Source organism: Enterobacter sp. I4, from assembly GCF_022669095.1.
Classification (GTDB): Bacteria; Pseudomonadota; Gammaproteobacteria; order Enterobacterales; family Enterobacteriaceae; genus Enterobacter; species Enterobacter pasteurii.
On record NZ_JALBUO010000002.1, the window covers coordinates 991,765 to 1,013,323 of the forward strand.

Here is a 21,559-nt window from a genome sequence, read left to right on the forward strand (position 1 = left end):
GCAGTCACACTTTCTTTATCAGGAATACAGAGGAACTGATGCAGTCAAAAATTAACTGGATTGATAACCTGCGGGGAATAGCCTGTCTGATGGTGGTGATGATCCACACGACGACCTGGTATGTCACTAACGCGCACAGTATCAGCCCCGTTAACTGGGATGTCGCCAATATTCTGAACTCGGCCTCCCGCGTGAGCGTCCCGCTGTTCTTTATGATTTCCGGCTTTCTCTTTTTTGGCGAGCGGAGCGCGCAGCCGAGACATTTCATCCGTATCGCCTCGTGTCTGCTTTTCTACAGCGCCATTTCTCTGGTCTACATTACCCTGTTCACCTCAATTAACGCCGGCCTTTCCCTGACCAACCTGCTGCAAAAACCCGTGTTCTATCATCTGTGGTTTTTCTTCGCGATTATCGTCATTTATCTGGTTTCACCGTTAATTCAGGTAAAAAACGTCAGCGGTAAAATGCTGCTGGCGCTGATGGTGGTCATCGGGATTGTGGCGAACCCGAATACCGTCTCGCAAAAAATAGCGGGCTTTGAGTGGCTGCCCGTCAATCTCTATATCAACGGCGACACGTTCTACTACGTGCTGTACGGCATGCTGGGGCGCGCCATTGGCATGATGACCACGCAAAAGCGGGGAATGAACTGGCTTTGCGCGGCAGCGTTTATCGCCAGCGTGTTTATTATCTCTCGCGGGACGCTGCACGAGCTGCAATGGCGCGGCAACTTTGCCGATACCTGGTATCTGTACTGCGGTCCGATGGTCTTTATCTGCGCGGTTTCCCTGCTGACCCTGGTGAAAAACACCCTGAACGAACGTCCGCTTCCGGTGCTGGGTTTTATCTCACGCCACTCGCTGGGCATTTACGGTTTTCACGCGCTGGCGATCCACGCCCTGCGTACGCGCGGCGTTGAGCTTAAAAGCTGGCCGGTGCTGGATATTGTCTGGATCTTTACCGCCACGCTGGCCATCAGCCTGTTGCTCTCGATGCTGCTGCAACGCATCGATACGCGCAGGTTTGTGAGCTAACCCGGTTGAAGGCTGGCAGGCCGGGTAAGCGTTAGCGCCCCCCGGCTCCTGTTTATGACATTAGCGGCAAAAGCTGCTGATAGATTTTGCGGAACACGTCCCGTCTTTCGGCATAGCGGGCGTGGTTTTTCGCATCGGGAAGATGCTGCTGTTCAAGCGGCAGCTGCGGCAAAAGCTGGTTCAGTGGCTTATCCGGGTTAAGCGCAATTTGCGCCAGTCGCGCCGCACCGAGCGCAGGGCCGACGTCTCCCCCGGTGCGGTAGTCCAGCGTGAGTCCGCTGATATCGCAAAGCATTTGCCGCCAGTAGCTGCTGCGCGCACCGCCCCCAATGAGCGTAATGCTGGATGGCTTCAGGCCACAGTCATGAACCACATCCATTCCGTCCGCCAGCGCATAACCGACACCTTCAAGCACCGCGCGCGCCAGCTCCGCCGGGCCGTGCTGATGGGTAAGACCAAAGAATACCCCTTTCGCTTCCGGATTGTTGTGCGGTGTCCGCTCGCCGGAAAGATAGGGTAAAAACCAGACCGCACCGGCATTTTCATCCGCCTGCTGTGCCGCTGCGATAAGCGCAGGGACGTCCGCCATTCCGGTGAGCTTCGCCGCCCAGTCCAGGCAGGACGCCGCGCTCAGCATCACCGACATCAGATGCCATTTTCCCGGCAGCGCGTGGCAGAAGCTGTGTACGGCACTTTCAGGGTTACTTCGATAGCCGTCACTCACGGCAAAATAGACGCCAGAAGTGCCGAGCGAGAGCATGGCCTGCCCTGCGTCCACCATCCCTACGCCCACGGCACCCGCCGCGTTATCGCCACCGCCGGCAACAACCGGCACGGCCGGCATATTCCAGCGTTCCGCAATGGATGGCTGCAAAGCGCCCGTTATTTCACTGCCTTCGAACAGCGCAGGCATGTGCTCGCGCGTCAGATGGCAGGCATCGAGCATCGCCTCGCTCCAGTCCCGTTTCGCCACGTCGAGCCACAGGGTGCCGGCGGCGTCAGACATATCGCTGGCAAAATCCCCCGTCATGCGAAAACGCAGGTAGTCTTTTGGCAACAGAACCTTCGCCACCTGGCGGAAAACGTCGGGTTCATGGCGCTGCACCCACAGTAATTTGGGGGCTGTGAAGCCGGGCATCATCAGGTTGCCGGTGATGTCGCGGGACGTTGGCACGCGCTCTTCAAGCAGCGCGCACTCTTCTGCACAGCGCCCGTCATTCCAGAGAATCGCCGGGCGCAGGACGCGGTGCTGGCTATCCAGCAGCGTGGCGCCATGCATTTGCCCGGCAATGCCCAGCGCTTTCACGTCGCGCAGGCTGTGCTGCTCGCCCAACGCTTTCATTGCGCGATCCGTCGCCTGCCACCACTGCTCCGGATTCTGCTCAGACCACAGCGGATGCGGGCGTGAAACCTGTAGCTTTTCAGTCTGCGTTGCGACTACCTCGCCCTGCTCGCTTAACAGGATGGCTTTCACACCCGACGTGCCAAGATCGATCCCGATATACATTGCGGTGACTCCTTTGACAGAAATGCCCGGCAGCGCGCGGCGAGCCGGGCCTGTGTTTTTACTTATCGAACAGATAGTGGTTAACCAGGTTTTCCAGCAGCTCCTGGTGTCCGCTCTGATGCTGCGGCGCCAGCTGATGCTGTTCAGCGTACTTCGCGATCTCCGCAAGCGATAACTGACCTTTCAGTATTTGCTGGCCCAGCTCACTGTTCCATCCGCTGTAACGCTTCGCCACGCGCTTATCCAGCTCTCCGTCTTCAATCATACGGGCCGCCACTTTCAGCGCCAGCGCCATCGTGTCCATCGCCCCAATATGGCCGTAGAACAGATCGTATTTGTCGGTGCTCTGGCGACGCACTTTGGCGTCGAAGTTCAGGCCGCCGGTGGTGAAACCGCCCGCTTTGACGATTTCGTACATCACCAGCGCATTCTCTTCCACGCTGTTCGGGAACTGGTCGGTGTCCCAGCCCAGCTGCGGGTCGCCACGGTTCGCATCCACCGAGCCGAAGATACCCAGCGCAATCGCAGAGGCAATTTCGTGATGGAAGGAGTGCCCCGCCAGGGTGGCGTGGTTAGCCTCAATGTTCACTTTGATCTCTTTTTCCAGACCAAACTGCTTCAGGAAGCCATACACGGTGGCGACATCGTAGTCATACTGATGCTTGGTCGGCTCCTGCGGTTTTGGCTCAATCAGCAGCGTGCCGCGGAAGCCAATTTTGTGTTTGTGATCCACCACCATCTGCATGAAGCGGCCAATCTGCTCGCGCTCCTGACGCAGGTCGGTATTGAGCAGCGTTTCATAGCCTTCGCGACCGCCCCAGAGAACGTAGTTCTCGCCACCCAGCTGATGCGTGGCGTTCATTGCGGTCACGACCTGAGTAGCCGCCCAGCTAAAGACTTCCGGGTCCGGGTTGGTTGCCGCGCCCGCGCCGTAGCGGGGGTTAGTAAAGCAGTTAGCGGTACCCCAGAGCAGCTTCACGCCGCTTTGTTGCTGTTTTTCAGCCAGCACGTCGACCATCTGCGCAAAATTGTTCAGATACTCCTTCAGCGACGCCCCTTCCGGCGACACGTCCACGTCGTGGAAACAGTAGTACGGCACGTTCAGCTTATGGAAGAACTCGAACGCGACGTCGGCTTTACGCTTTGCCAGCTCGATGGCCTCGCCCGGCTGCTGCCAGGGGCGGTCAAAAGCGCCCACACCGAACATATCGGCACCGTTCCAGCAGAAGGTGTGCCAGTAACAGGCGGCAAAGCGCAAGTGATCTTCCATGCGCTTACCCAGCACCAGCTCATCCGGGTTGTAATGACGAAATGCTAAAGGATTGGTCGTTTTCGTGCCTTCGAAACGAACGCGATCGAGTTGGTCGAAATAAGCTTGCATATTGAGCTCCATAATCAGGGTATGCGGCGTGGTATTGCTTCTGGAGTAATAGTGAATAGACATTTTGGGTTGCTCAATTACGTTATTTCACACTGCTATTGAGAGAATGCACAACTGTGCGCTGGCTCGCAAAATAATGTGCAGACAAACTATTTTTCGGCGCATATTCCAGAATCAAATGTAATTAGTAGGTTACGCTTTTTAAAATCCGATCGCGGTCATAAATTCAGAAATAAACCAAATATCGTAATGAGAAGATAAAAATCTGTAATTGCCAGCAAGCCTTTCCACGTTAAAAATTTGCTGCGTCTCAGCAGTAAACGTTTCTTTTATCTCAGCTACACATACCCTACAAAAAGGCCTAATAATTATGAAGATAAAGAACCTGACCCTAACGCTCTGCACTACTCTCCTGCTTGCAAGCTTTGCCGGGCACGCCAAAGAGGTCAAAATCGGCATGGCGATTGACGACTTACGCCTGGAGCGCTGGCAAAAAGATCGCGATATCTTTGTTAAAAAAGCGGAATCTCTCGGTGCGGAGGTGTTCGTTCAGTCCGCTAACGGCAACGAAGAGACGCAAATGTCGCAAATCGAGAATATGATCAACCGGGGCGTCGATGTGTTGGTCATTATCCCGTATAACGGCCAGGTATTAAGCAACGTGGTGAAAGAAGCTAAACAGGAAGGCATAAAAGTTCTGGCCTATGACCGCATGATTAATAATGCGGATATTGATTATTATATTTCGTTCGACAATGAGAAAGTCGGTGAATTACAGGCTAAAAGCCTGGTGGCTAAAGTGCCGCAGGGAAATTATTTCCTGATGGGCGGCTCGCCGGTGGATAACAACGCCAAGCTGTTCCGCCAGGGACAAATGAAAGTGCTTAAGCCATATATCGACGAGGGCAAAATTAAGGTCGTCGGCGACCAGTGGGTTGACGGCTGGTTACCGGAAAACGCGCTGAAAATCATGGAAAACGCGCTAACCGCAAACAATAACAAAATCGACGCGGTGGTAGCCTCTAACGATGCCACGGCGGGGGGTGCCATTCAGGCGCTGAGCGCGCAGGGGCTTGCCGGAAAAGTCGCTATCTCCGGCCAGGATGCAGACCTTGCGGGTGTGAAACGCATTATCGCGGGCACCCAGACCATGACGGTTTATAAACCCATCACCGAGCTTGCCAATACGGCCGCTGAAATTGCCGTTGAGCTGGGCAATGGCCAACAGCCTAAAGCAGATGCAACGTTAAATAACGGCCTGAAAGACGTGCCTGCTCGCCTGTTAACCCCTATTGAAGTCAACAAAGAGAATATTGACGCCACGGTGGTAAAAGACGGTTTCCATAAGAAGAGTGAACTGTAATCCAGCGCAGCCCCTGCCCGGCAGGGGCGCATCGTTCTGCCCTGTTCATCTGTCGGGCTATGTGGAGCAGTTATGTCTTATTTACTTGAAATGAAAAGCATCACCAAAGCCTTCGGGGCGGTGAAAGCCGTCGACAATGTAAGCCTGCGCCTGAACGCTGGCGAGGTACTCTCCCTGTGCGGCGAAAATGGCTCGGGGAAATCCACCCTGATGAAAGTGTTGTGTGGGATCTACCCGCACGGCAGCTACGAGGGCGAAATCGTTTTTGCCGGTGAGGTGCTCCAGGCCACGCACATTCGCGATACCGAGCGTAAGGGCATCGCCATCATTCACCAGGAGCTGGCGCTGGTGAAGCACCTTACCGTGCTGGAAAATATCTTCCTCGGGGCCGAGCTCTCGCGCCATGGCGTGCTGGATTACGACACCATGACGCTGCGCTGCGAAAAGCTGCTGGCGCAGGTGAGCCTTACCATTTCACCGGATACCCGCGTAGGCGACCTGGGTCTGGGCCAGCAGCAGCTGGTGGAGATTGCCAAGGCGCTCAATAAACAGGTACGCCTGCTGATCCTCGATGAGCCGACCGCCTCGCTCACCGAACAGGAAACCGCCGTACTGCTCAACATCATCCGCGACCTGCAACATCACGGCATCGCCTGCATCTATATTTCGCACAAGCTCAACGAGGTCAAGGCCATTTCAGACACCATCTGCGTGATCCGCGACGGGCAGCACATCGGCACCCGTGAAGCGGAAGGCATGAGTGAGGATGACATCATCACCATGATGGTAGGCCGCGAACTGACCGCGCTGTACCCCAACGAACCGCACGCCATCGGCGAAGAGATCCTGCGCGTGGAAAACCTGACGGCGTGGCACCCCGTCAACCGCCACATCAGACGCGTAAACAATATCTCCTTCTCGCTGCACCGCGGCGAAATCCTCGGCATTGCGGGTTTAGTGGGTGCCGGACGGACCGAGGCCGTGCAGTGTCTGTTTGGCGTCTGGCCCGGACGCTGGGAAGGCACAATCTATATCGACGGCCAGCCGGTGAAAATCGACAGCTGCCAGCAGGCCATTGCCAAAGGCATTGCCATGGTGCCTGAAGACCGCAAAAAAGACGGCATCGTGCCGGTGATGGCGGTGGGAAAAAATATCACGCTGGCGGCACTCGACCAGTTTACCGGCGCGCTGAGCAGCCTGGATGATGCCGCAGAACAGCAGTGTATTCTCCAGTCGCTCGCCAGGCTTAAGGTGAAAACGTCCTCACCGGAGCTGGCGATAGGGCGCCTGAGCGGCGGCAACCAGCAGAAGGCCATTCTGGCGCGCTGCCTGCTGCTTAATCCGCGCATTTTAATCCTGGATGAACCCACCCGCGGGATCGATATCGGCGCGAAGTATGAAATCTACAAGCTGATCAACCAGCTCGTGCAGCAAGGGATTGCCGTCATTGTCATCTCGTCTGAATTGCCGGAAGTGCTGGGGCTGAGCGACCGCGTGCTGGTCATGCACGAAGGGAAACTCAAAGCCAACCTGAACAACCAGAACCTGACGCAGGAGCAGGTGATGGAAGCTGCCTTAAGGAGCGAACGCCATGTCGAAAAGCAACCCGTCTGATATCAAAGTCGCTGTTCCGACGCCCGGTGCGTTCGCAGGACTTAAATCGCTGAATCTGCAAGTTTTTGTGATGATTGCAGCCATTATCGTCATCATGTTGTTCTTTACCTGGATGACCGATGGCTCCTATTTGAGCGCGCGTAACATCTCAAACCTGCTGCGTCAGACCGCTATCACCGGCATCCTGGCGGTGGGGATGGTATTCGTCATTATCTCCGCGGAAATTGACCTGTCGGTAGGATCGATGATGGGCCTGCTCGGCGGCGTGGCGGCCATCTTTGACGTCTGGCTCGGCTGGCCGCTGCCGCTGACGATTGCGGTGACGCTGGTGCTGGGCCTGCTGCTTGGGGCATGGAATGGCTGGTGGGTGGCCTACCGTAAAGTCCCGTCGTTTATCGTCACCTTAGCGGGGATGCTGGCCTTCCGCGGCATTTTGATTGGTATTACCAACGGCACCACCGTCTCCCCCACCAGCGCCTCCATGTCCCAGATCGGCCAAAGCTACCTCTCAGACGGGGTCGGCTTTACGATCGGCGTGGTTGGGATGATGGCGTTTATCGCGTGGCAATGGCGTGGACGCATGCGTCGTCAGGCGCTGGGACTGGCCTCCCCTGCTTCAACCTCGGTTGTTGGCCGTCAGGCGCTTACCGCCGTAATTGTGCTGGGGGCCATCTGGCTGCTGAACGATTATCGCGGTGTCCCGACGCCCGTTCTGCTGCTGGCGCTGTTGCTGTTAGGTGGGATGTTTATGGCCACACGTACCGCCTTCGGTCGCCGTATTTATGCCATCGGCGGCAATCTTGAAGCCGCGCGTCTGTCGGGCATCAACGTGGAGCGCACCAAACTCGCCGTCTTTGCCATTAACGGGCTGATGGTGGCCATCGCCGGGCTAATCCTTAGCTCGCGTCTGGGCGCGGGTTCCCCCTCCGCCGGTAATATTGCCGAGCTGGATGCCATCGCCGCCTGCGTGATTGGCGGAACCAGCCTTGCCGGGGGTATTGGCAGCGTGGCGGGGGCGGTAATGGGCGCATTTATTATGGCTTCGCTGGATAACGGGATGAGTATGATGGACGTGCCGACGTTTTGGCAGTATATCGTCAAGGGTGCCATTCTTTTGCTGGCAGTCTGGATGGACTCTGCCACCAAGCGGCGCGCCTGATAACAGTATCGTGACTAATTTGGGAAAGTGAACCATGTTTGAAAAGCGTCACCGCATTACGTTGTTATTCAATGCCAATAAAGCCTATGACCGCCAGGTGGTTGAAGGGGTTGGTGAATATTTGCAGGCGTCGCAATCTGAATGGGATATTTTCATCGAAGAAGATTTCCGCACCCGTCTGGAGAACATTAAAGACTGGCTGGGAGATGGGGTCATCGCTGACTTTGACGATCCCGTGATTGAGCAGCTGCTCAACGGCGTCGACGTCCCTATCGTGGGCGTTGGCGGCTCCTACCATTCGCCGGAACATTATCCCCCCGTCCATTACATCGCCACGGACAACCACGCCCTGGTCGAGGCCGCCTTTCTCCATCTAAAAGAGAAAGGCGTACATCGTTTTGCGTTTTACGGGCTGCCCGCCACCAGCGGAAAGCGCTGGGCGATGGAGCGTGAATATGCCTTCTGCCAGCTGGTGGCTCAGGAGAAGTACCGCGGCGTGGTGTATCAGGGGCTGGAAACCGCACCAGAAAACTGGCAGCACGCGCAAAACCGGCTGGCTGACTGGCTGCAAACGCTGCCGCCGCAGACCGGAATTATCGCCGTGACGGACGCCCGCGCCCGCCACGTACTGCAGGTATGCGAACATTTGCACATTCCGGTGCCTGAAAAGCTGTGCGTGATTGGTATCGATAACGAGGAGCTTACGCGCTATCTGTCTCGCGTGGCGCTCTCATCGGTGGCGCAGGGTACCCGTCAGATGGGCTATCAGGCCGCGAAGCTGCTGCACAGGCTGTTAGACAACGAGTCCCTGCCGCTTCAGCGGCAGCTGGTTCCGCCCGTTCGGGTCGTGGAGCGTCGTTCAACCGACTACCGTTCGTTAAACGATCCGGCCGTGATTCAGGCGATGCACTACATTCGTAACCACGCCTGCAAAGGGATTAAGGTCGATCAGGTGCTGGATTCGGTCGGCATTTCACGTTCGAATCTCGAGAAGCGGTTCAAGGAGGAAGTGGGCGAGACGATCCACGCCGTTATTCATGCGGAAAAGCTGGAGAAAGCTCGCAGTCTGCTGATCTCCACCTCACTGTCGATTAACGAGATTTCACAGATGTGCGGCTACCCGTCGTTACAGTATTTCTATTCGGTGTTCAGGAAAGAGTATGACACCACGCCGAAAGAGTACCGTGAACGGTACAGCGAAGTCCTGCTTTAGAAATAAGAACGCCTTCCGATGGAAGGCGTTTTTCATTACATATGCGCGGCAATCAGACGCTGGTTATCCTGGTACATTGAGAACAGGTAGTTGTTGTAACGCTGTCCCTGGGTGGAATAACCTTTCAGCTTGTGGATCATCGCCGTAGCCGTCACTTCCTGATCCGCCTTACGCAGCTGCGCGCGCGACTTACGGAACGAAGAGTAGGCCGGGTGGGTGTTCAGATTCACCACATAGGCATGTACGGAATCTTTAACCGATTCAAACTGTGAATAGCCCTTCACCTTGCCTGGCGCATTGGTGCAACGACCTTTTGCGCATTTCATACCAAACAGGTTGTTGTTGCTGCGGGCCAGCTTCGAGGTGCCCCAGCCGCTTTCAGCGGCGGCCATCGTCGCGACCATACTGCCCGGAATGATGTCCACGCGCTCTAACAGCGAGTTCCACGGCACGCGACGCGTGTTCCCGTTCCACTTCACCTTATAGCGTTTGGCAATGTCTTTCAGGCGCGTGCGCTCGGACGGCGACCAGCGGCTATCGTACTGTTTGGAGATCAGCCAGTTACGATCCGCCGTAATCGCGGCATTTTGACTTTTAATGTAAGGCATTACCGTCCGGAGAAACGCTTTTTTTCGTGGTGTCCCGGAAGGGTATTTTCGCAAATCAGGAAGTGAACTACTCTTTGCACTATTGCGAGAATACTCTTGTTTACTGCTAACCTTACTGCTTGTCGTCTTTATTACGTGGGCTTTCTTACTCGTTGTATCCGTGTGCGTCTTTGCAAGCACCTCACCTGAAAACGCCATGGTGAGTAACATGAGTATCGCGGCCCCATATCGTCGAATGGGAGTCGATATCATTAGGTCTCCTGGTCGGATATAAACATTCCAACACCTTATTTTGTTTAAAAATTTGAGAGCGGAATCTCAAATCATACCAAAAATAGTCCTCAAGAGCACGTATACAAATAGTCCAATTCCGAAACTATGTCATCCCGGACGTGCTCAATTAACCATCAATACTGAAAAAATGTGTGCGATATCGCAGATAACTGCCTAAATTTGCGCGGGATCACTCATCCCTTCGCGTCCTCCCGGCAGAAAGCACCGCAGGAGGAGTTTTTCCCCCGAGCCGAATGGCACACTGGTTAAAAATGCCGCGACAGGAAAATGGAATGAAACGCACTGCATTAGCTTTTCTGATATTACCCGCACTCGCCCATGCCGGCTGGTCATCGCCGGGGTTTGACGCGTTTAGCGCTGAAGGTACCGGGGTCTTTACCGGTCAGGCAACGCTTGCGAAGGGTACCCGTCCGCTGACGCTGAGTCTTGACAACGCGTGCTGGCAGCCGACGGGCGCCATTAAGCTCAATGAAATGCTGTCGCTCAAACCGTGCGAAGGCACGCCTCCTCAGTGGCGGGTATTCCGTGACGGTGATTACCAGATGCGCATCGATACGCGTTCGGGAACGCCAACTCTGATGCTGACGGTGCAAAGTGCGGCCCGGCAGCCCGTCGCAAACGTCATTCGCCAGTGTCCGAAGTGGGACGGGAAACCGCTCACCCTCGACGTGGCTGACACCTTCCCGGAAGGAACGGTGGTGCGTGATTTCTACAGCAAGCAGACCGCAACCGTCCTGAATGGCAAAGTCACCCTCCAGCCAGCCGCGAACAGCAACGGCCTGCTGCTGCTTGAGCGCGCCGAAACCGACAAACCCGCGCCGTTCAGCTGGCAAAACGCCACCGTCTATTTCGTGCTGACCGATCGCTTTGTGAATGGCGATCCCGCCAACGACAACAGCTACGGCCGCCATAAGGACGGGATGCAGGAGATTGGCACCTTCCACGGCGGCGATCTGAAGGGGCTGACCAGCAAGCTGGATTACCTCCAGCAGTTGGGCGTGAACGCGCTCTGGATAAGTTCTCCGCTGGAGCAGATCCACGGCTGGGTTGGCGGCGGAACCAAAGGAGATTTCCCCCACTACGCTTACCACGGCTATTACACCCAGGACTGGACGAAACTCGATGCCAACATGGGCAGCGAAGATGATTTACGCCAGCTTGTTGATGAAGCGCACAGGCGCGGTATCCGCATCCTGTTTGACATCGTCATGAACCACGCGGGCTATGCGACGCTTGCGGATATGCAGGAGTATCAGTTTGGCGCGCTGTATGTGCAGGGCGATGAGCTGAAAAAAACGCTCGGCGAACGCTGGACCGACTGGAAGCCAGGCGCGGGACAAAGCTGGCACAGCTTCAACGACTATATCAACTTCAGTGATAAGGCCGCGTGGGAAAAATGGTGGGGTAAAAAATGGATCCGCACCGATATCGGCGATTACGACAACCCCGGCTTTGACGATTTAACCATGTCCCTGGCGTTTCTTCCGGACCTGAAAACGGAATCGACCACGCCATCCGGCTTGCCCAACTTTTATCAACACAAGCCCGACACCCGCGCAAAAGCGGTAGCCGGGTTTACGCCGCGCGATTACCTGACCCACTGGCTCAGCCAGTGGGTGCGTGATTACGGCATCGACGGTTTCCGGGTCGACACGGCAAAACACGTTGAGCATGGATCCTGGCAGCAGCTTAAAGACCAGGCAAGCCAGGCGCTGGCCGCGTGGAAAGCCGCCAATCCCGACAAAAAACTCGATAATGCGCCGTTCTGGATGACCGGTGAATCCTGGGGCCACGGCGTAATGCAGAGCGATTATTATCGCCACGGCTTCGATGCGATGATCAACTTTGACTATCAGGAGCAGGCCGCGAAGGCGGTGGAGTGCCTGGCGGATATGGATTTAACCTGGCAGCAGATGGCCGAAAAGCTGCAAAGCTTTAACGTGCTGAGCTATCTCTCCTCGCACGATACGCGCCTGTTCCGGGAAGGCGGCCAGCGCGCCGCTGAGCTGCTGCTGCTGGCTCCGGGAAGCGTGCAGATCTTTTACGGCGATGAATCAGAGCGGCCATTCGGTCCGACGGGCTCCGACCCGCTACAGGGTACCCGCTCGGATATGAACTGGCAGGACGTAACGGGTAAACAGGACCTGACCGTCGCCCACTGGCAGCTTCTGGGGCAGTTCCGCGCCCGCCATCCGGCGATGGGTGAAGGCAAGCAAACCACGCTTTCGCTGAAAGACGGGTATGGCTTTGTGCGCGAACATAAGGGCGATAAGGTGATGGTGGTGTGGGCGGGGAATCAGTAGGTCGCCTCCCCTCACCCTAACCCTCTCCCCAAAGGGAGAGGGGACTGCACGGCGCGGCCTTTCACCAGAATGATTCACTACACAAATCCAAACCCACAAGATAAAACAACAAATCCGACCACACCTCCCGATTTGCACCAGGACGGTGCTGGCGTTATGGTGACTGCCTTTCATCATAAGCCCGACAGATCACCTGCTATGACGTTTTCACTTTTCGGCGACAAATTTACCCGCCATTCAGGCATTACCCGCCTGATGGAGGACCTCAACGACGGGCTGCGCACGCCAGGCGCCATCATGCTCGGCGGCGGAAACCCGGCTCAGATTCCTGAGATGAATACTTACTTCCAGACGCTGCTGGCAGACATGCTGGAAAACGGTAAAGCGACCGAAGCGCTGTGCAACTACGACGGCCCGCAGGGCAAAACAGAACTGCTGACGGTGCTGGCGGCGATGCTGCGGGAAGAGCTGGGTTGGGATATTGAACCACAGAATATTGCGCTAACAAACGGCAGCCAGAGCGCGTTTTTCTACTTGTTTAATCTGTTCGCCGGACGCCGCGCCGACGGCACCACGAAAAAAGTGCTGTTCCCGCTGGCGCCGGAGTATATCGGCTACGCCGATTCCGGCCTCGAAGAAGACCTGTTTGTCTCCGCGCGCCCGAACATTGAGCTGTTACCGGAAGGCCAGTTCAAATACCACGTCGATTTTGAACATCTGCATATCGGCGAAGAGACGGGCATGATCTGCGTGTCGCGTCCTACCAACCCGACGGGCAACGTGATCACCGACGAGGAGCTGATGAAGCTGGATGCGCTGGCGAATCAGCACGGTATTCCGCTGGTCATCGACAACGCCTATGGCGTCCCGTTCCCGGGAATTATCTTCAGCGACGCGCGCCCGCTGTGGAACCCGAACATCATCCTCTGCATGAGCCTTTCCAAACTGGGCCTGCCGGGCAGCCGCTGCGGCATTATTATCGCGAACGAAAAGATCATCACCGCCATTACCAACATGAACGGCATTATCAGCCTGTCTCCTGGCGGGATCGGCCCGGCGATGATGTGCGAAATGATCAAGCGTAACGACCTGCTGCGCCTGTCGAATGAGGTGATTAAGCCGTTTTACTCTCAGCGCGTTCAGGAAACCATCGCTATCCTGCGCCGCTATTTACCGGAAGAGCGCTGCCTGATCCACAAACCGGAAGGGGCGATTTTCCTGTGGCTGTGGTTTAAAGATCTGCCGATTACGACGGAACTGCTCTATCAGCGCCTGAAAAAGCGTGGCGTGCTGATGGTGCCGGGGGATTACTTCTTCCCCGGGCTGGATAAGCCGTGGCCGCACACGCATCAGTGCATGCGCATGAACTACGTCCCGGACCCGGAAAAAATTGAAGCGGGCGTGAAAATTCTCGCCGAAGAGATTGAAAACGCCTGGCGCGAGGCCGGTTAATCAGACCTCAGGCCAGATTACGCAGCCGTTCAGCGCGTAATCTGGCAGGGTCGACGCAGCTCAACGCGCGGGTAGGACAGGCTTCAACGCAGGCGGGCCCGCCCTCGCGATGCGCGCATAAATCACATTTCAGCGCCCGAGCGCGTTCCGCCACGTACCGAACCTGCATCGCTCCGAACGGGCACGCCACCATACAGCTTTTACAGCCGATACAGCGCGCCTGATCCACCAGCCAGGCTCCCGCGGTGCGGCGAATTGCCCCCGTCGGGCAGACATTTGCACAGGGCGCATCCTCGCACTGATGGCAGCCCACGGCCGTAGTGAAAGTGCCACCCTTAACTACCCTGATGCGGGACGTCAATGCATCCGGCGCAGCGGCATCCTGGTGCGACATCATGCAAGCCACTTCACAGGTGCGGCACCCGATGCATTTTTCAGGATCCGCCAGGATAAATCGGTTCATCAGTTACGCCTCGCGTGCAGTAAAACCCGGTTCTGCGCACATCTTACAAAAGGTCTGAGGCAGCGAAGGTGTTATGGGTCAAAGAGGAGGCGCTCAGCCGGAATTAATATGTTCCTTACAGTACCGTCGTTTCCAGACGGCGGGGGTTAAGCCGGTATGCTTCGAGAAGATTTGCCGAAAATAGCCCACGTCATTAAAGCCGCAGCGGGCTGCCACCTCGGTTAACGAGGCCGCATCGTTCAGCAACAGCTTTTCCGCCGCCCTGACGCGCTGGCGATGGATGGCCTCCGTCAGCGTTAAATGGAATGTCCGGCGAAATACGCGCCCCAGATAATCCGCATTGCAGTGCAGCGCTTTTGCCAGCTGCGAGGTAGACATAGGCAAATGAAATTGCGTGCGGATAAGCTGCCTGGCCTTCCACGCTATTGCCGCTCCCGCGTCATCCGCGTTGTCTTCATATCCCGGCGAGAGCGATATTTGCTGCAAAATTAACAGCAACATCATCTCCAGCGCCTGACTGCGATGTAATTTTTCCTGCTCGCTTAAAAACTGACGAAATAACGCTATGACATAATCGGGATCGCGCACGTTACAGTGTTGTTCTATCGCCAGCGGCGCCGCGTTCGGCAATGCGGGAAATCGTTCATCCACCTCAAAGTGCAGCCAGTAAAATTTCAGTTCCTCGGGAAAATCCTCCACGCCCACGTGCCGTCGCTGCGGCCAGAGCAATAAACTCTCTCCGGCGTTAACCTGAAACTGCGTATTCTCCTCCTGGATCGTTAATGTCCCTTTTTCGACAAAAATAATCTCCCAGGAGGTTAATTTCCGGGCAGGATGACGCCCCACGCCCCGGGATATAAATAACCCGCCATTTTGTACCTTAATCGGAAGCGCTATGGATAAATTAAGCATGGATATTCATTTTTCCGCTTTTATGAGGGTGAATATTGCCTTTATTCCTTGATTATTAATAAATATCAGCTTAACGGCTCGATCAAACTCACACTTTTATCACAAGGTCGGAATCGTCACCTTTTTATACTTTTCCCTTCCCTTGTTGGTCTGCCCGTTGGATGCAGAATAAATGGGGTACCTACAAATACGATAAAAATCGTTAACGAGGAGTTACCCCATGACTTCCACACCGATTACAGACGCAGAAGTTGCCAAACAGACGGTCGATGACCGGCTGTCAGTCCGCGAAAAAATTGGCTACGGCCTGGGCGACGCGGGCGGAACGGTAATTACCTGCCTGATCATGAATTTTCTGACCTTTTTCTATACCGATGTTTTCGGCCTGACTCCCGCGCTCGTCGGCACGCTGTTCATTGCCCTGCGGGTATTCGACGCTATTTCCGATCCGGTGATGGGCGTGATTGCTGACCGCACCCAGAGCCGCTGGGGACGTTTTCGCCCCTGGCAGCTGTGGGTTGCGTTGCCCATCGGGATCGTCGGCGTACTGACCTTCACCGTTCCGGAAGCCAGCATGGGGGTGAAAATCGCCTGGGCGTTCGGCACCTATTTACTGCTGTCTGTAGGCTATACCGCCATCAACGTGCCGTACTGCGCCCTGATCAACACCATGACCACTCGCCATAACGAGGTGATCTCCTGCCAGTCATGGCGTTTTGTGCTGTGCGGCGTGGCGGGGTTTCTGGTCTCCGTTGGTCTGCCGTGGCTGGTGGCGGAGCTTGGTCAGGGCAATGCCGCTCGGGGCTATCAGCTGGGTGTTGGCGTGCTGTGCGCCATCGCCGTGGTGATGTTCCTGTGCTGCTTCTGCTGGGTGCGCGAGCGCGTCCCGCTGGCGCTGATGGGTAAATTCACGCTGCGCGAGCACCTGGCGGGCCTGCGTAAGAACGATCAGCTGCTGCTGATGCTGGTAATGTCGTTCCTGCTGATTAACGTCTTCAATATTCGAGGCGGCGGGTATATGTACTTCATTACCTACGTTCTCCAGGGCAGTACGGCGTATACCTCGCTGTTTTTCACCATGGTGACGTTTGCCGCCATTCTGGGCGCGGTGATCGTTAACCCGCTGTCGCGCCGTATTGATACCGTCAAACTCTACTACCGCACCAACCTTGTGCTCGCCGCACTTGCGGCAGGTATGTGGTTCCTGCCGGGTGGTCCGGCGCACCAGACGCTCTGGCTGATCGTCATCTTAAGCAACGGCGTGATCCTGGGCTTCACCCTGCCGCTGCACTTCTCGCTAATGGCCTTTGCGGACGACTACGGCGAATGGAAAACCGGCGTGCGCTCATCGGGAATGAACTTCGCCTTCAACCTGTTTTTCATCAAGCTCGCGTGGGCATCCAGCGCCGGGATCATCAGCCTGGTTTTCATCGCCGTGGCCTACCAGCCAGGCACCGGCAACCAGACGCCAGCCTCACTGCAGGGCATAACCGCCATGGAGACGCTGCTCCCTGCCCTTTTCCACCTGCTGCTGGCGTTCGCTATCCGTCGGTGCAGGCTTAACAATCCCATGATGTCGCGCATTGCTACCGACCTGCGCCAGCGTCATGTACCGTCCTGAGGAGAACGATATGTCCATAATGGAAGCCGACCTGCACAAGCTGAAAATCAACGACCCGTTTCTTGGTCAGTATCAACGCCTGGTTCGCGATGTGGTGATCCCCTACCAGTGGGATGCGCTGAACGACCAGGTGGCGGAGGCCGAGCCCAGCCACGCCATCACCAACTTCCGCATAGCGGCCGGTCTGGAACAGGGAGAGTTCTACGGAATGGTATTTCAGGACAGCGACGTGGCGAAATGGCTGGAAGCCGTGGCGTGGTCGCTGTGCCAGAAGCCCGACGCAGAGCTGGAAAAAACCGCCGACGAGGTAATTAAACTGGTCGCGGCGGCACAGTGTGAAGATGGCTACCTCAACACCTACTTTACGGTGAAAGCCCCCGAAGCGCGCTGGACCAATCTGGCCGAATGCCATGAACTGTATTGCGCCGGACATATGATTGAGGCGGGCGTGGCCTGGTTTCAGGGAACCGGTAAGCGCGACCTGCTGGACGTGGCGTGCAGGCTGGCGGACCATATCGACAGCGTGTTTGGCCCTGGTGACAGCCAGCTGCACGGCTATCCGGGCCATCCGGAAATCGAGCTGGCGCTGATGCGGCTGTACGACGTCACGCAGGAATCTCGTTACCTCAGTCTGGTGAAATATTTTATTGAGGAACGCGGCGCGCAGCCTCACTTCTACGATATCGAATACGAGAAGCGCGGCAGAACGTCGTACTGGAACACCTATGGACCGGCGTGGATGGTTAACGACAAAGCCTATAGCCAGGCGCATCAGCCGCTTGCGGAACAACAAACGGCCATCGGCCACGCCGTGCGTTTTGTCTATCTGATGGCGGGCATGGCGCACCTGGCGCGCCTGAGCAACGACGAGGATAAACGCCAGGACTGCCTGCGGCTGTGGAACAATATGGCCCAGCGCCAGCTGTACATTACCGGCGGCATCGGCTCGCAAAGCAGCGGCGAGGCGTTCAGCAGCGATTACGATCTGCCCAACGATACGGTGTACGCGGAAAGCTGCGCCTCCATTGGCCTGATGATGTTTGCCCGGCGGATGCTGGAAATGGAGGCAGACAGCCGGTACGCCGACGTCATGGAGCGCGCGCTATACAATACGGTGCTGGGTGGAATGGCGCTGGACGGGAAGCATTTCTTTTACGTGAATCCGCTGGAAGTGCACCCGAAGACGCTGGCGTTTAACCATATCTATGACCACATAAAACCGGTGCGCCAGCGCTGGTTCGGCTGCGCCTGCTGTCCGCCAAATATCGCCCGCGTGCTGACCTCGCTGGGACACTATATCTATACCGTTCGCCCGGATGCGCTGTTGATCAACCTGTACGTGGGGAACGACGTCGCCATACCGGTTGGGGATAAGACCCTGCAGCTGCGAATTAGCGGTAACTATCCGTGGCAGGAACAGGTCAAAATCGAGATAACGTCGCCTGTTCCGGTCACCCACACGCTGGCCCTGAGGCTCCCGGACTGGTGCGCGCAACCGGCCGTTTCGCTGAACGGAGAAGCCCTTTCAGGCGAGGTATCCCGCGGTTACGTTTACCTCAACCGACGCTGGCAGGAAGGCGACACGCTGACCCTGACGTTACCCATGCCGGTTCGCCGCGTGTATGGCAACCCGCATGTGCGCCAGCAGGCGGGGAAGGTCGCCATTCAGCGCGGGCCGCTGGTGTACTGCCTTGAGGAAGCCGATAACGGCGCCGGTCTGCACCATCTTTCTCTGCCTTCGGACAGCGAGTTCCGGGTGTTTGAAGGGAAAGGCATTTTCGCGCACAAGATACTGATACAGGCAGAAGGGAGCGGTTACCACGCGAAGGACACCGACGCGCTATGGCAATACGACCGCTCACCGGTACAACGTCAGCCCCAGACGTTGACCTTTATACCCTGGTTTAGCTGGGCAAACCGGGGAGAAGGAGAAATGCGCATATGGGTTAATGAAGGCTGAACAGCTGCGGCCTGTTGCCCTCACCCCTCGGGAGAAGGAGTACGCCAGCCCAGGCCGTTCGCGGACGGCCTGAGCCGGAAGTTTAAAACAGCCCCAGCGGTTTATCGGAGTAGCTCACCAGCAGGCATTTGGTCTGCTGGTAATGTTCCAGCATCATCTTATGGGTTTCTCGTCCGATGCCCGACTGCTTGTACCCGCCAAACGCCGCGTGAGCCGGATAGGCGTGGTAGCAGTTGGTCCATACGCGTCCGGCCTGAATGCCGCGCCCCATCTTATAGGCCAGATTACCGTTACGGCTCCAGACGCCCGCCCCCAGGCCGTACTGCGTGTCGTTGGCGATCTCCAGCGCCTCCTCCATCGTTTTGAAGGTGGTTACGGCCAGCACCGGCCCAAAAATTTCCTCCTGGAAAACACGCATGTTGTTTTTACCGAACAGGATGGTCGGCTCAAGGTAGTAGCCTTCCTGTAAATCGCCGCCCAGCATCTTGCGGCGGCCGCCGGTCAGAACGTCGGCGCCCTCATTCTTACCAATATCGATGTAGTTGAGGATGGTTTCCAGCTGGCCATGCGATACCTGCGCCCCCATCTGGGTGACGTTATCGAGCGGGTTACCGCTGCGAATCGACTCCACGCGCCTGATTGCCCGCTCCATAAAGCGCTCATAAATGGACTCCTGCACCAGCGCGCGGCTCGGGCAGGTACAGACTTCGCCCTGGTTAAAGGCAAACAGCGCAAACCCTTCCAGCGCCTTGTCGAAGAAGGCATCTTCTTCATCCATCACGTCGGCAAAGAAGATGTTTGGCGATTTGCCGCCCAGCTCCAGCGTGACCGGAATGATGTTTTGCGTCGCGTACTGCATGATCTGCTGGCCCACTTCCGTTGAGCCGGTGAACGCCACTTTGGCGATACGTTTTGAGGTTGCCAGATACTCGCCAATCTCTCCCCCGGCCCCGTTGACCACGTTGATGACCCCCGGCGGCAACAGGTCGCCAATCACCTCCATCAGCAGCAGCACCGAAAGCGGCGTTAAGCGTGCGGGCTTCAGCACAACGCAGTTCCCCGCCGCCAGCGCCGGGGCCATCTTCCAGCTCGCCATCAGCAGCGGGAAATTCCAGGGAATGATTTGCCCCACCACGCCGAGCGGCTCGTGGAAGTGATACGCCACGGTGTCGCTGTCCACCTCGCTGATCCCGCCCTCCTGGGCGCGAATGCAGGAGGCAAAATAGCGGAAATGGTCAATCGCCAGCGGGACGTCCGCCGCCATGGTTTCCCGGATCGGCTTACCGTTGTCCCACGTTTCCGCGGTCGCCAGCAGCTCCAGATTCTGCTCCATGCGATCGGCGATTTTGAACAATATGGCCGCCCTGTCCTGAACGGAGGTGTGCGCCCATTTATCTTTCACCTTATGCGCCGCGTCCAGCGCCAGATCGATATCCCGCTTGCCCGAGCTGGCAATTTCACACAGCGGCTGGCCGGTGACGGGCGTCAGGTTGGAATAGTATTCACCGTCGACGGGTGCCACCCAGTCGCCGCCGATAAAGTTGTCATAGCGGGGCTTGAGCTTAAGGGGAAAACCATACTCGCCAGGCTGGATGCGCGATGAGGGAGGATTGTTTGTCATGTCCGTCTCCTTGCTGTTGGTGTACAACAAGGGTAGTTCCGGCAGGTGATTTTCTCGCCAGTCGGTAACGGGTTTACGAGCCGTATCACGGATTACCGTACTTTACGTTCCGTTTCTGCCACCGGAGCCATACTTAATAGCTCAAGGGCTCATGAGGAACGATGCAATGCAGCTATTTATCGGCTTTGACGTGGGTGGAACCCATATCAAACACGGCGTAATTAACGAAAACGGCGAAGAACTGACATCCGATGAATATGATACGCCTGACGATGAAAGCACCTTCAAACAGAAGTGGAAGGCCGTGGTGGATGAGTACAGCCGGGAACATGACATCGTCGGAATCGGCGTAAGCTTTCCAGGGCATATCAATCACCACACCGGCGAAGCGGCTAAGGCCGGGGCGCTGGATTACCTTGACGGGGAAAACCTGTGCGAACTGTTCGCGGAGCTGACCGATCTCCCTGTGACAATCGAAAACGACGCCAACTGCGCGGCGCTGGGCGAGCGCTGGCAGGGCGCGGGTAAAGACTATGAGCATTTCGTCTGCATCACCATCGGTACCGGCATCGGCGGCGGTATCGTCATGGAGGGCGATCTCTACCGCGGGTCGCACTACCGGGCGGGTGAATTTGGCGTGCTGCCCGTGGGCAATGAGGGCGAGCCGATGCATGAAGTGGCGTCTGCCAGCGGCCTGATGAAAGCCTGCCGCCGCGCGCTGGCCGTGTCGGAGGACGAAATGCCTGACGGTGAGGAGCTGTTTAAGCGCATGGACAGCGACGTGCACCTGCGCGAGGCCATTGAAGAGTGGGCGCACTGTCTTTCGCGCGGCGTTTACAGCGTGATCTCCATGTTCGATCCGCAGGCGGTGCTGATTGGCGGCGGCATTAGCGAGCAGGAGAAAATCTATCTCCTGCTGGACAAATATCTACAGCGATTCGAGGAGTGGGAAGCGCTCCGGGTGCCCATCCTCCCCTGCGAGCTGGGTAACCAGGCGGGAAGGCTGGGCGCGGTCTGGCTGGCTAAACAGAAGCAGGCGCGCAGCGCTTAGCGC

The 21,559-nt window shown here is 56.8% G+C and carries 16 protein-coding genes; 10 read left to right on the forward strand and 6 right to left on the reverse strand.

Annotated elements, in window-relative coordinates; translation table 11 throughout:
- Positions 1 to 38: 38 nt before the first annotated feature.
- Positions 39 to 1,034 carry an acyltransferase gene (locus tag MOQ06_RS17105; RefSeq protein ID WP_242174091.1) on the forward strand — a complete coding sequence of 332 codons (996 nt, stop codon included), beginning with the start codon at positions 39 to 41 and terminating at the stop codon, positions 1,032 to 1,034.
- Positions 1,035 to 1,086: 52 nt separating this feature from the next.
- Here MOQ06_RS17105 and xylB read toward each other — a convergent pair whose 3' ends face one another.
- Both xylB and xylA read right to left on the reverse strand, forming a co-directional pair.
- Entirely contained in the window at positions 1,087 to 2,541 is a 1,455-nt protein-coding gene (gene xylB / locus MOQ06_RS17110; RefSeq protein WP_242174094.1) for a xylulokinase, read from the reverse strand.
- A gap of 58 nt (positions 2,542 to 2,599) precedes the next feature.
- On the reverse strand, positions 2,600 to 3,922 hold the full coding sequence (xylA, locus tag MOQ06_RS17115; RefSeq protein ID WP_148422505.1) for a xylose isomerase: 1,323 nt from the start codon (positions 3,920 to 3,922) through the stop codon (positions 2,600 to 2,602).
- A gap of 370 nt (positions 3,923 to 4,292) precedes the next feature.
- Here xylA and xylF point away from each other — a divergent pair, with 370 nt between their 5' ends.
- The 4 genes from xylF to xylR all read left to right on the forward strand — a co-directional run bounded on the left by xylF (position 4,293) and on the right by xylR (position 9,271).
- Positions 4,293 to 5,285: a D-xylose ABC transporter substrate-binding protein gene (gene xylF, locus MOQ06_RS17120; protein WP_176609227.1), complete on the forward strand. Its 993-nt coding sequence runs from the start codon at positions 4,293 to 4,295 to the stop codon at positions 5,283 to 5,285.
- Positions 5,286 to 5,357: 72 nt separating this feature from the next.
- Positions 5,358 to 6,899, forward strand: a complete 1,542-nt coding sequence (locus MOQ06_RS17125) for a xylose ABC transporter ATP-binding protein (protein WP_242174097.1) — start codon at positions 5,358 to 5,360, stop codon at positions 6,897 to 6,899.
- A complete protein-coding gene (gene xylH / locus MOQ06_RS17130) occupies positions 6,877 to 8,058 on the forward strand; it encodes a xylose ABC transporter permease XylH (protein WP_148422491.1) in 1,182 nt (393 codons plus the stop codon). Before MOQ06_RS17125 ends, xylH begins: the two co-directional genes overlap by 23 nt.
- Before the next feature lie 34 nt (positions 8,059 to 8,092).
- Positions 8,093 to 9,271, forward strand: coding sequence for a D-xylose utilization transcriptional activator XylR (gene xylR / locus MOQ06_RS17135; protein ID WP_148422490.1), 1,179 nt, complete (start codon positions 8,093 to 8,095; stop codon positions 9,269 to 9,271).
- Positions 9,272 to 9,306: 35 nt separating this feature from the next.
- Here the strand turns inward: xylR and MOQ06_RS17140 are convergent, their stop codons facing one another.
- Positions 9,307 to 10,131, reverse strand: coding sequence for a protein bax (locus MOQ06_RS17140; RefSeq protein ID WP_148422489.1), 825 nt, complete (start codon positions 10,129 to 10,131; stop codon positions 9,307 to 9,309).
- Positions 10,132 to 10,445: 314 nt separating this feature from the next.
- Here MOQ06_RS17140 and MOQ06_RS17145 point away from each other — a divergent pair, with 314 nt between their 5' ends.
- Complete coding sequence (locus tag MOQ06_RS17145; protein ID WP_242174099.1) at positions 10,446 to 12,476, forward strand: alpha-amylase; 2,031 nt, start codon at positions 10,446 to 10,448, stop codon at positions 12,474 to 12,476.
- Between the two features lie 198 nt (positions 12,477 to 12,674).
- Positions 12,675 to 13,928: a valine--pyruvate transaminase gene (gene avtA / locus MOQ06_RS17150; RefSeq protein WP_242174101.1), complete on the forward strand. Its 1,254-nt coding sequence runs from the start codon at positions 12,675 to 12,677 to the stop codon at positions 13,926 to 13,928.
- Positions 13,929 to 13,935: 7 nt separating this feature from the next.
- Here the strand turns inward: avtA and MOQ06_RS17155 are convergent, their stop codons facing one another.
- Both MOQ06_RS17155 and MOQ06_RS17160 read right to left on the reverse strand, forming a co-directional pair.
- On the reverse strand, positions 13,936 to 14,391 hold the full coding sequence (locus MOQ06_RS17155; RefSeq protein WP_148422486.1) for a 4Fe-4S dicluster domain-containing protein: 456 nt from the start codon (positions 14,389 to 14,391) through the stop codon (positions 13,936 to 13,938).
- 93 nt (positions 14,392 to 14,484) lie between these two features.
- Complete coding sequence (locus MOQ06_RS17160) at positions 14,485 to 15,303, reverse strand: helix-turn-helix domain-containing protein (protein WP_176609223.1); 819 nt, start codon at positions 15,301 to 15,303, stop codon at positions 14,485 to 14,487.
- Between the two features lie 220 nt (positions 15,304 to 15,523).
- Here MOQ06_RS17160 and MOQ06_RS17165 point away from each other — a divergent pair, with 220 nt between their 5' ends.
- On the forward strand, positions 15,524 to 16,924 hold the full coding sequence (locus tag MOQ06_RS17165; RefSeq protein ID WP_176609222.1) for an MFS transporter: 1,401 nt from the start codon (positions 15,524 to 15,526) through the stop codon (positions 16,922 to 16,924).
- Positions 16,925 to 16,934: 10 nt separating this feature from the next.
- Entirely contained in the window at positions 16,935 to 18,884 is a 1,950-nt protein-coding gene (locus MOQ06_RS17170) for a glycoside hydrolase family 127 protein (RefSeq protein ID WP_242174103.1), read from the forward strand.
- A gap of 82 nt (positions 18,885 to 18,966) precedes the next feature.
- On the opposite strand, the gene aldB is transcribed toward MOQ06_RS17170, so the two are convergent.
- A complete protein-coding gene (gene aldB / locus MOQ06_RS17175) occupies positions 18,967 to 20,505 on the reverse strand; it encodes an aldehyde dehydrogenase AldB (protein ID WP_242174105.1) in 1,539 nt (512 codons plus the stop codon).
- Positions 20,506 to 20,671: 166 nt separating this feature from the next.
- Between aldB and MOQ06_RS17180 the strand changes: the two genes are divergently transcribed.
- Positions 20,672 to 21,556 carry an ROK family protein gene (locus MOQ06_RS17180; RefSeq protein WP_176609219.1) on the forward strand — a complete coding sequence of 295 codons (885 nt, stop codon included), beginning with the start codon at positions 20,672 to 20,674 and terminating at the stop codon, positions 21,554 to 21,556.
- The last annotated feature ends 3 nt before the right edge of the window (positions 21,557 to 21,559 follow it).

What these genes read in the sequence shown, in the direction of transcription:
- xylF (WP_176609227.1), top strand. Translation starts at nt 4,293, where the DNA reads ATGAAGATAAAGAACCTGACCCTAACGCTCTGCACTACTCTCCTGCTT.
- xylH (WP_148422491.1), top strand. Translation starts at nt 6,877, where the DNA reads ATGTCGAAAAGCAACCCGTCTGATATCAAAGTCGCTGTTCCGACGCCC.
- MOQ06_RS17180 (WP_176609219.1), top strand. Translation starts at nt 20,672, where the DNA reads ATGCAGCTATTTATCGGCTTTGACGTGGGTGGAACCCATATCAAACAC.
- aldB (WP_242174105.1), bottom strand. Translation starts at nt 20,505, where the DNA reads ATGACAAACAATCCTCCCTCATCGCGCATCCAGCCTGGCGAGTATGGT.
- xylA (WP_148422505.1), bottom strand. Translation starts at nt 3,922, where the DNA reads ATGCAAGCTTATTTCGACCAACTCGATCGCGTTCGTTTCGAAGGCACG.
- xylB (WP_242174094.1), bottom strand. Translation starts at nt 2,541, where the DNA reads ATGTATATCGGGATCGATCTTGGCACGTCGGGTGTGAAAGCCATCCTG.
- MOQ06_RS17145 (WP_242174099.1), top strand. Translation starts at nt 10,446, where the DNA reads ATGAAACGCACTGCATTAGCTTTTCTGATATTACCCGCACTCGCCCAT.
- MOQ06_RS17105 (WP_242174091.1), top strand. Translation starts at nt 39, where the DNA reads ATGCAGTCAAAAATTAACTGGATTGATAACCTGCGGGGAATAGCCTGT.
- MOQ06_RS17155 (WP_148422486.1), bottom strand. Translation starts at nt 14,391, where the DNA reads ATGAACCGATTTATCCTGGCGGATCCTGAAAAATGCATCGGGTGCCGC.
- MOQ06_RS17165 (WP_176609222.1), top strand. Translation starts at nt 15,524, where the DNA reads ATGACTTCCACACCGATTACAGACGCAGAAGTTGCCAAACAGACGGTC.
- MOQ06_RS17125 (WP_242174097.1), top strand. Translation starts at nt 5,358, where the DNA reads ATGTCTTATTTACTTGAAATGAAAAGCATCACCAAAGCCTTCGGGGCG.
- xylR (WP_148422490.1), top strand. Translation starts at nt 8,093, where the DNA reads ATGTTTGAAAAGCGTCACCGCATTACGTTGTTATTCAATGCCAATAAA.
- avtA (WP_242174101.1), top strand. Translation starts at nt 12,675, where the DNA reads ATGACGTTTTCACTTTTCGGCGACAAATTTACCCGCCATTCAGGCATT.
- MOQ06_RS17140 (WP_148422489.1), bottom strand. Translation starts at nt 10,131, where the DNA reads ATGATATCGACTCCCATTCGACGATATGGGGCCGCGATACTCATGTTA.
- MOQ06_RS17170 (WP_242174103.1), top strand. Translation starts at nt 16,935, where the DNA reads ATGTCCATAATGGAAGCCGACCTGCACAAGCTGAAAATCAACGACCCG.
- MOQ06_RS17160 (WP_176609223.1), bottom strand. Translation starts at nt 15,303, where the DNA reads ATGCTTAATTTATCCATAGCGCTTCCGATTAAGGTACAAAATGGCGGG.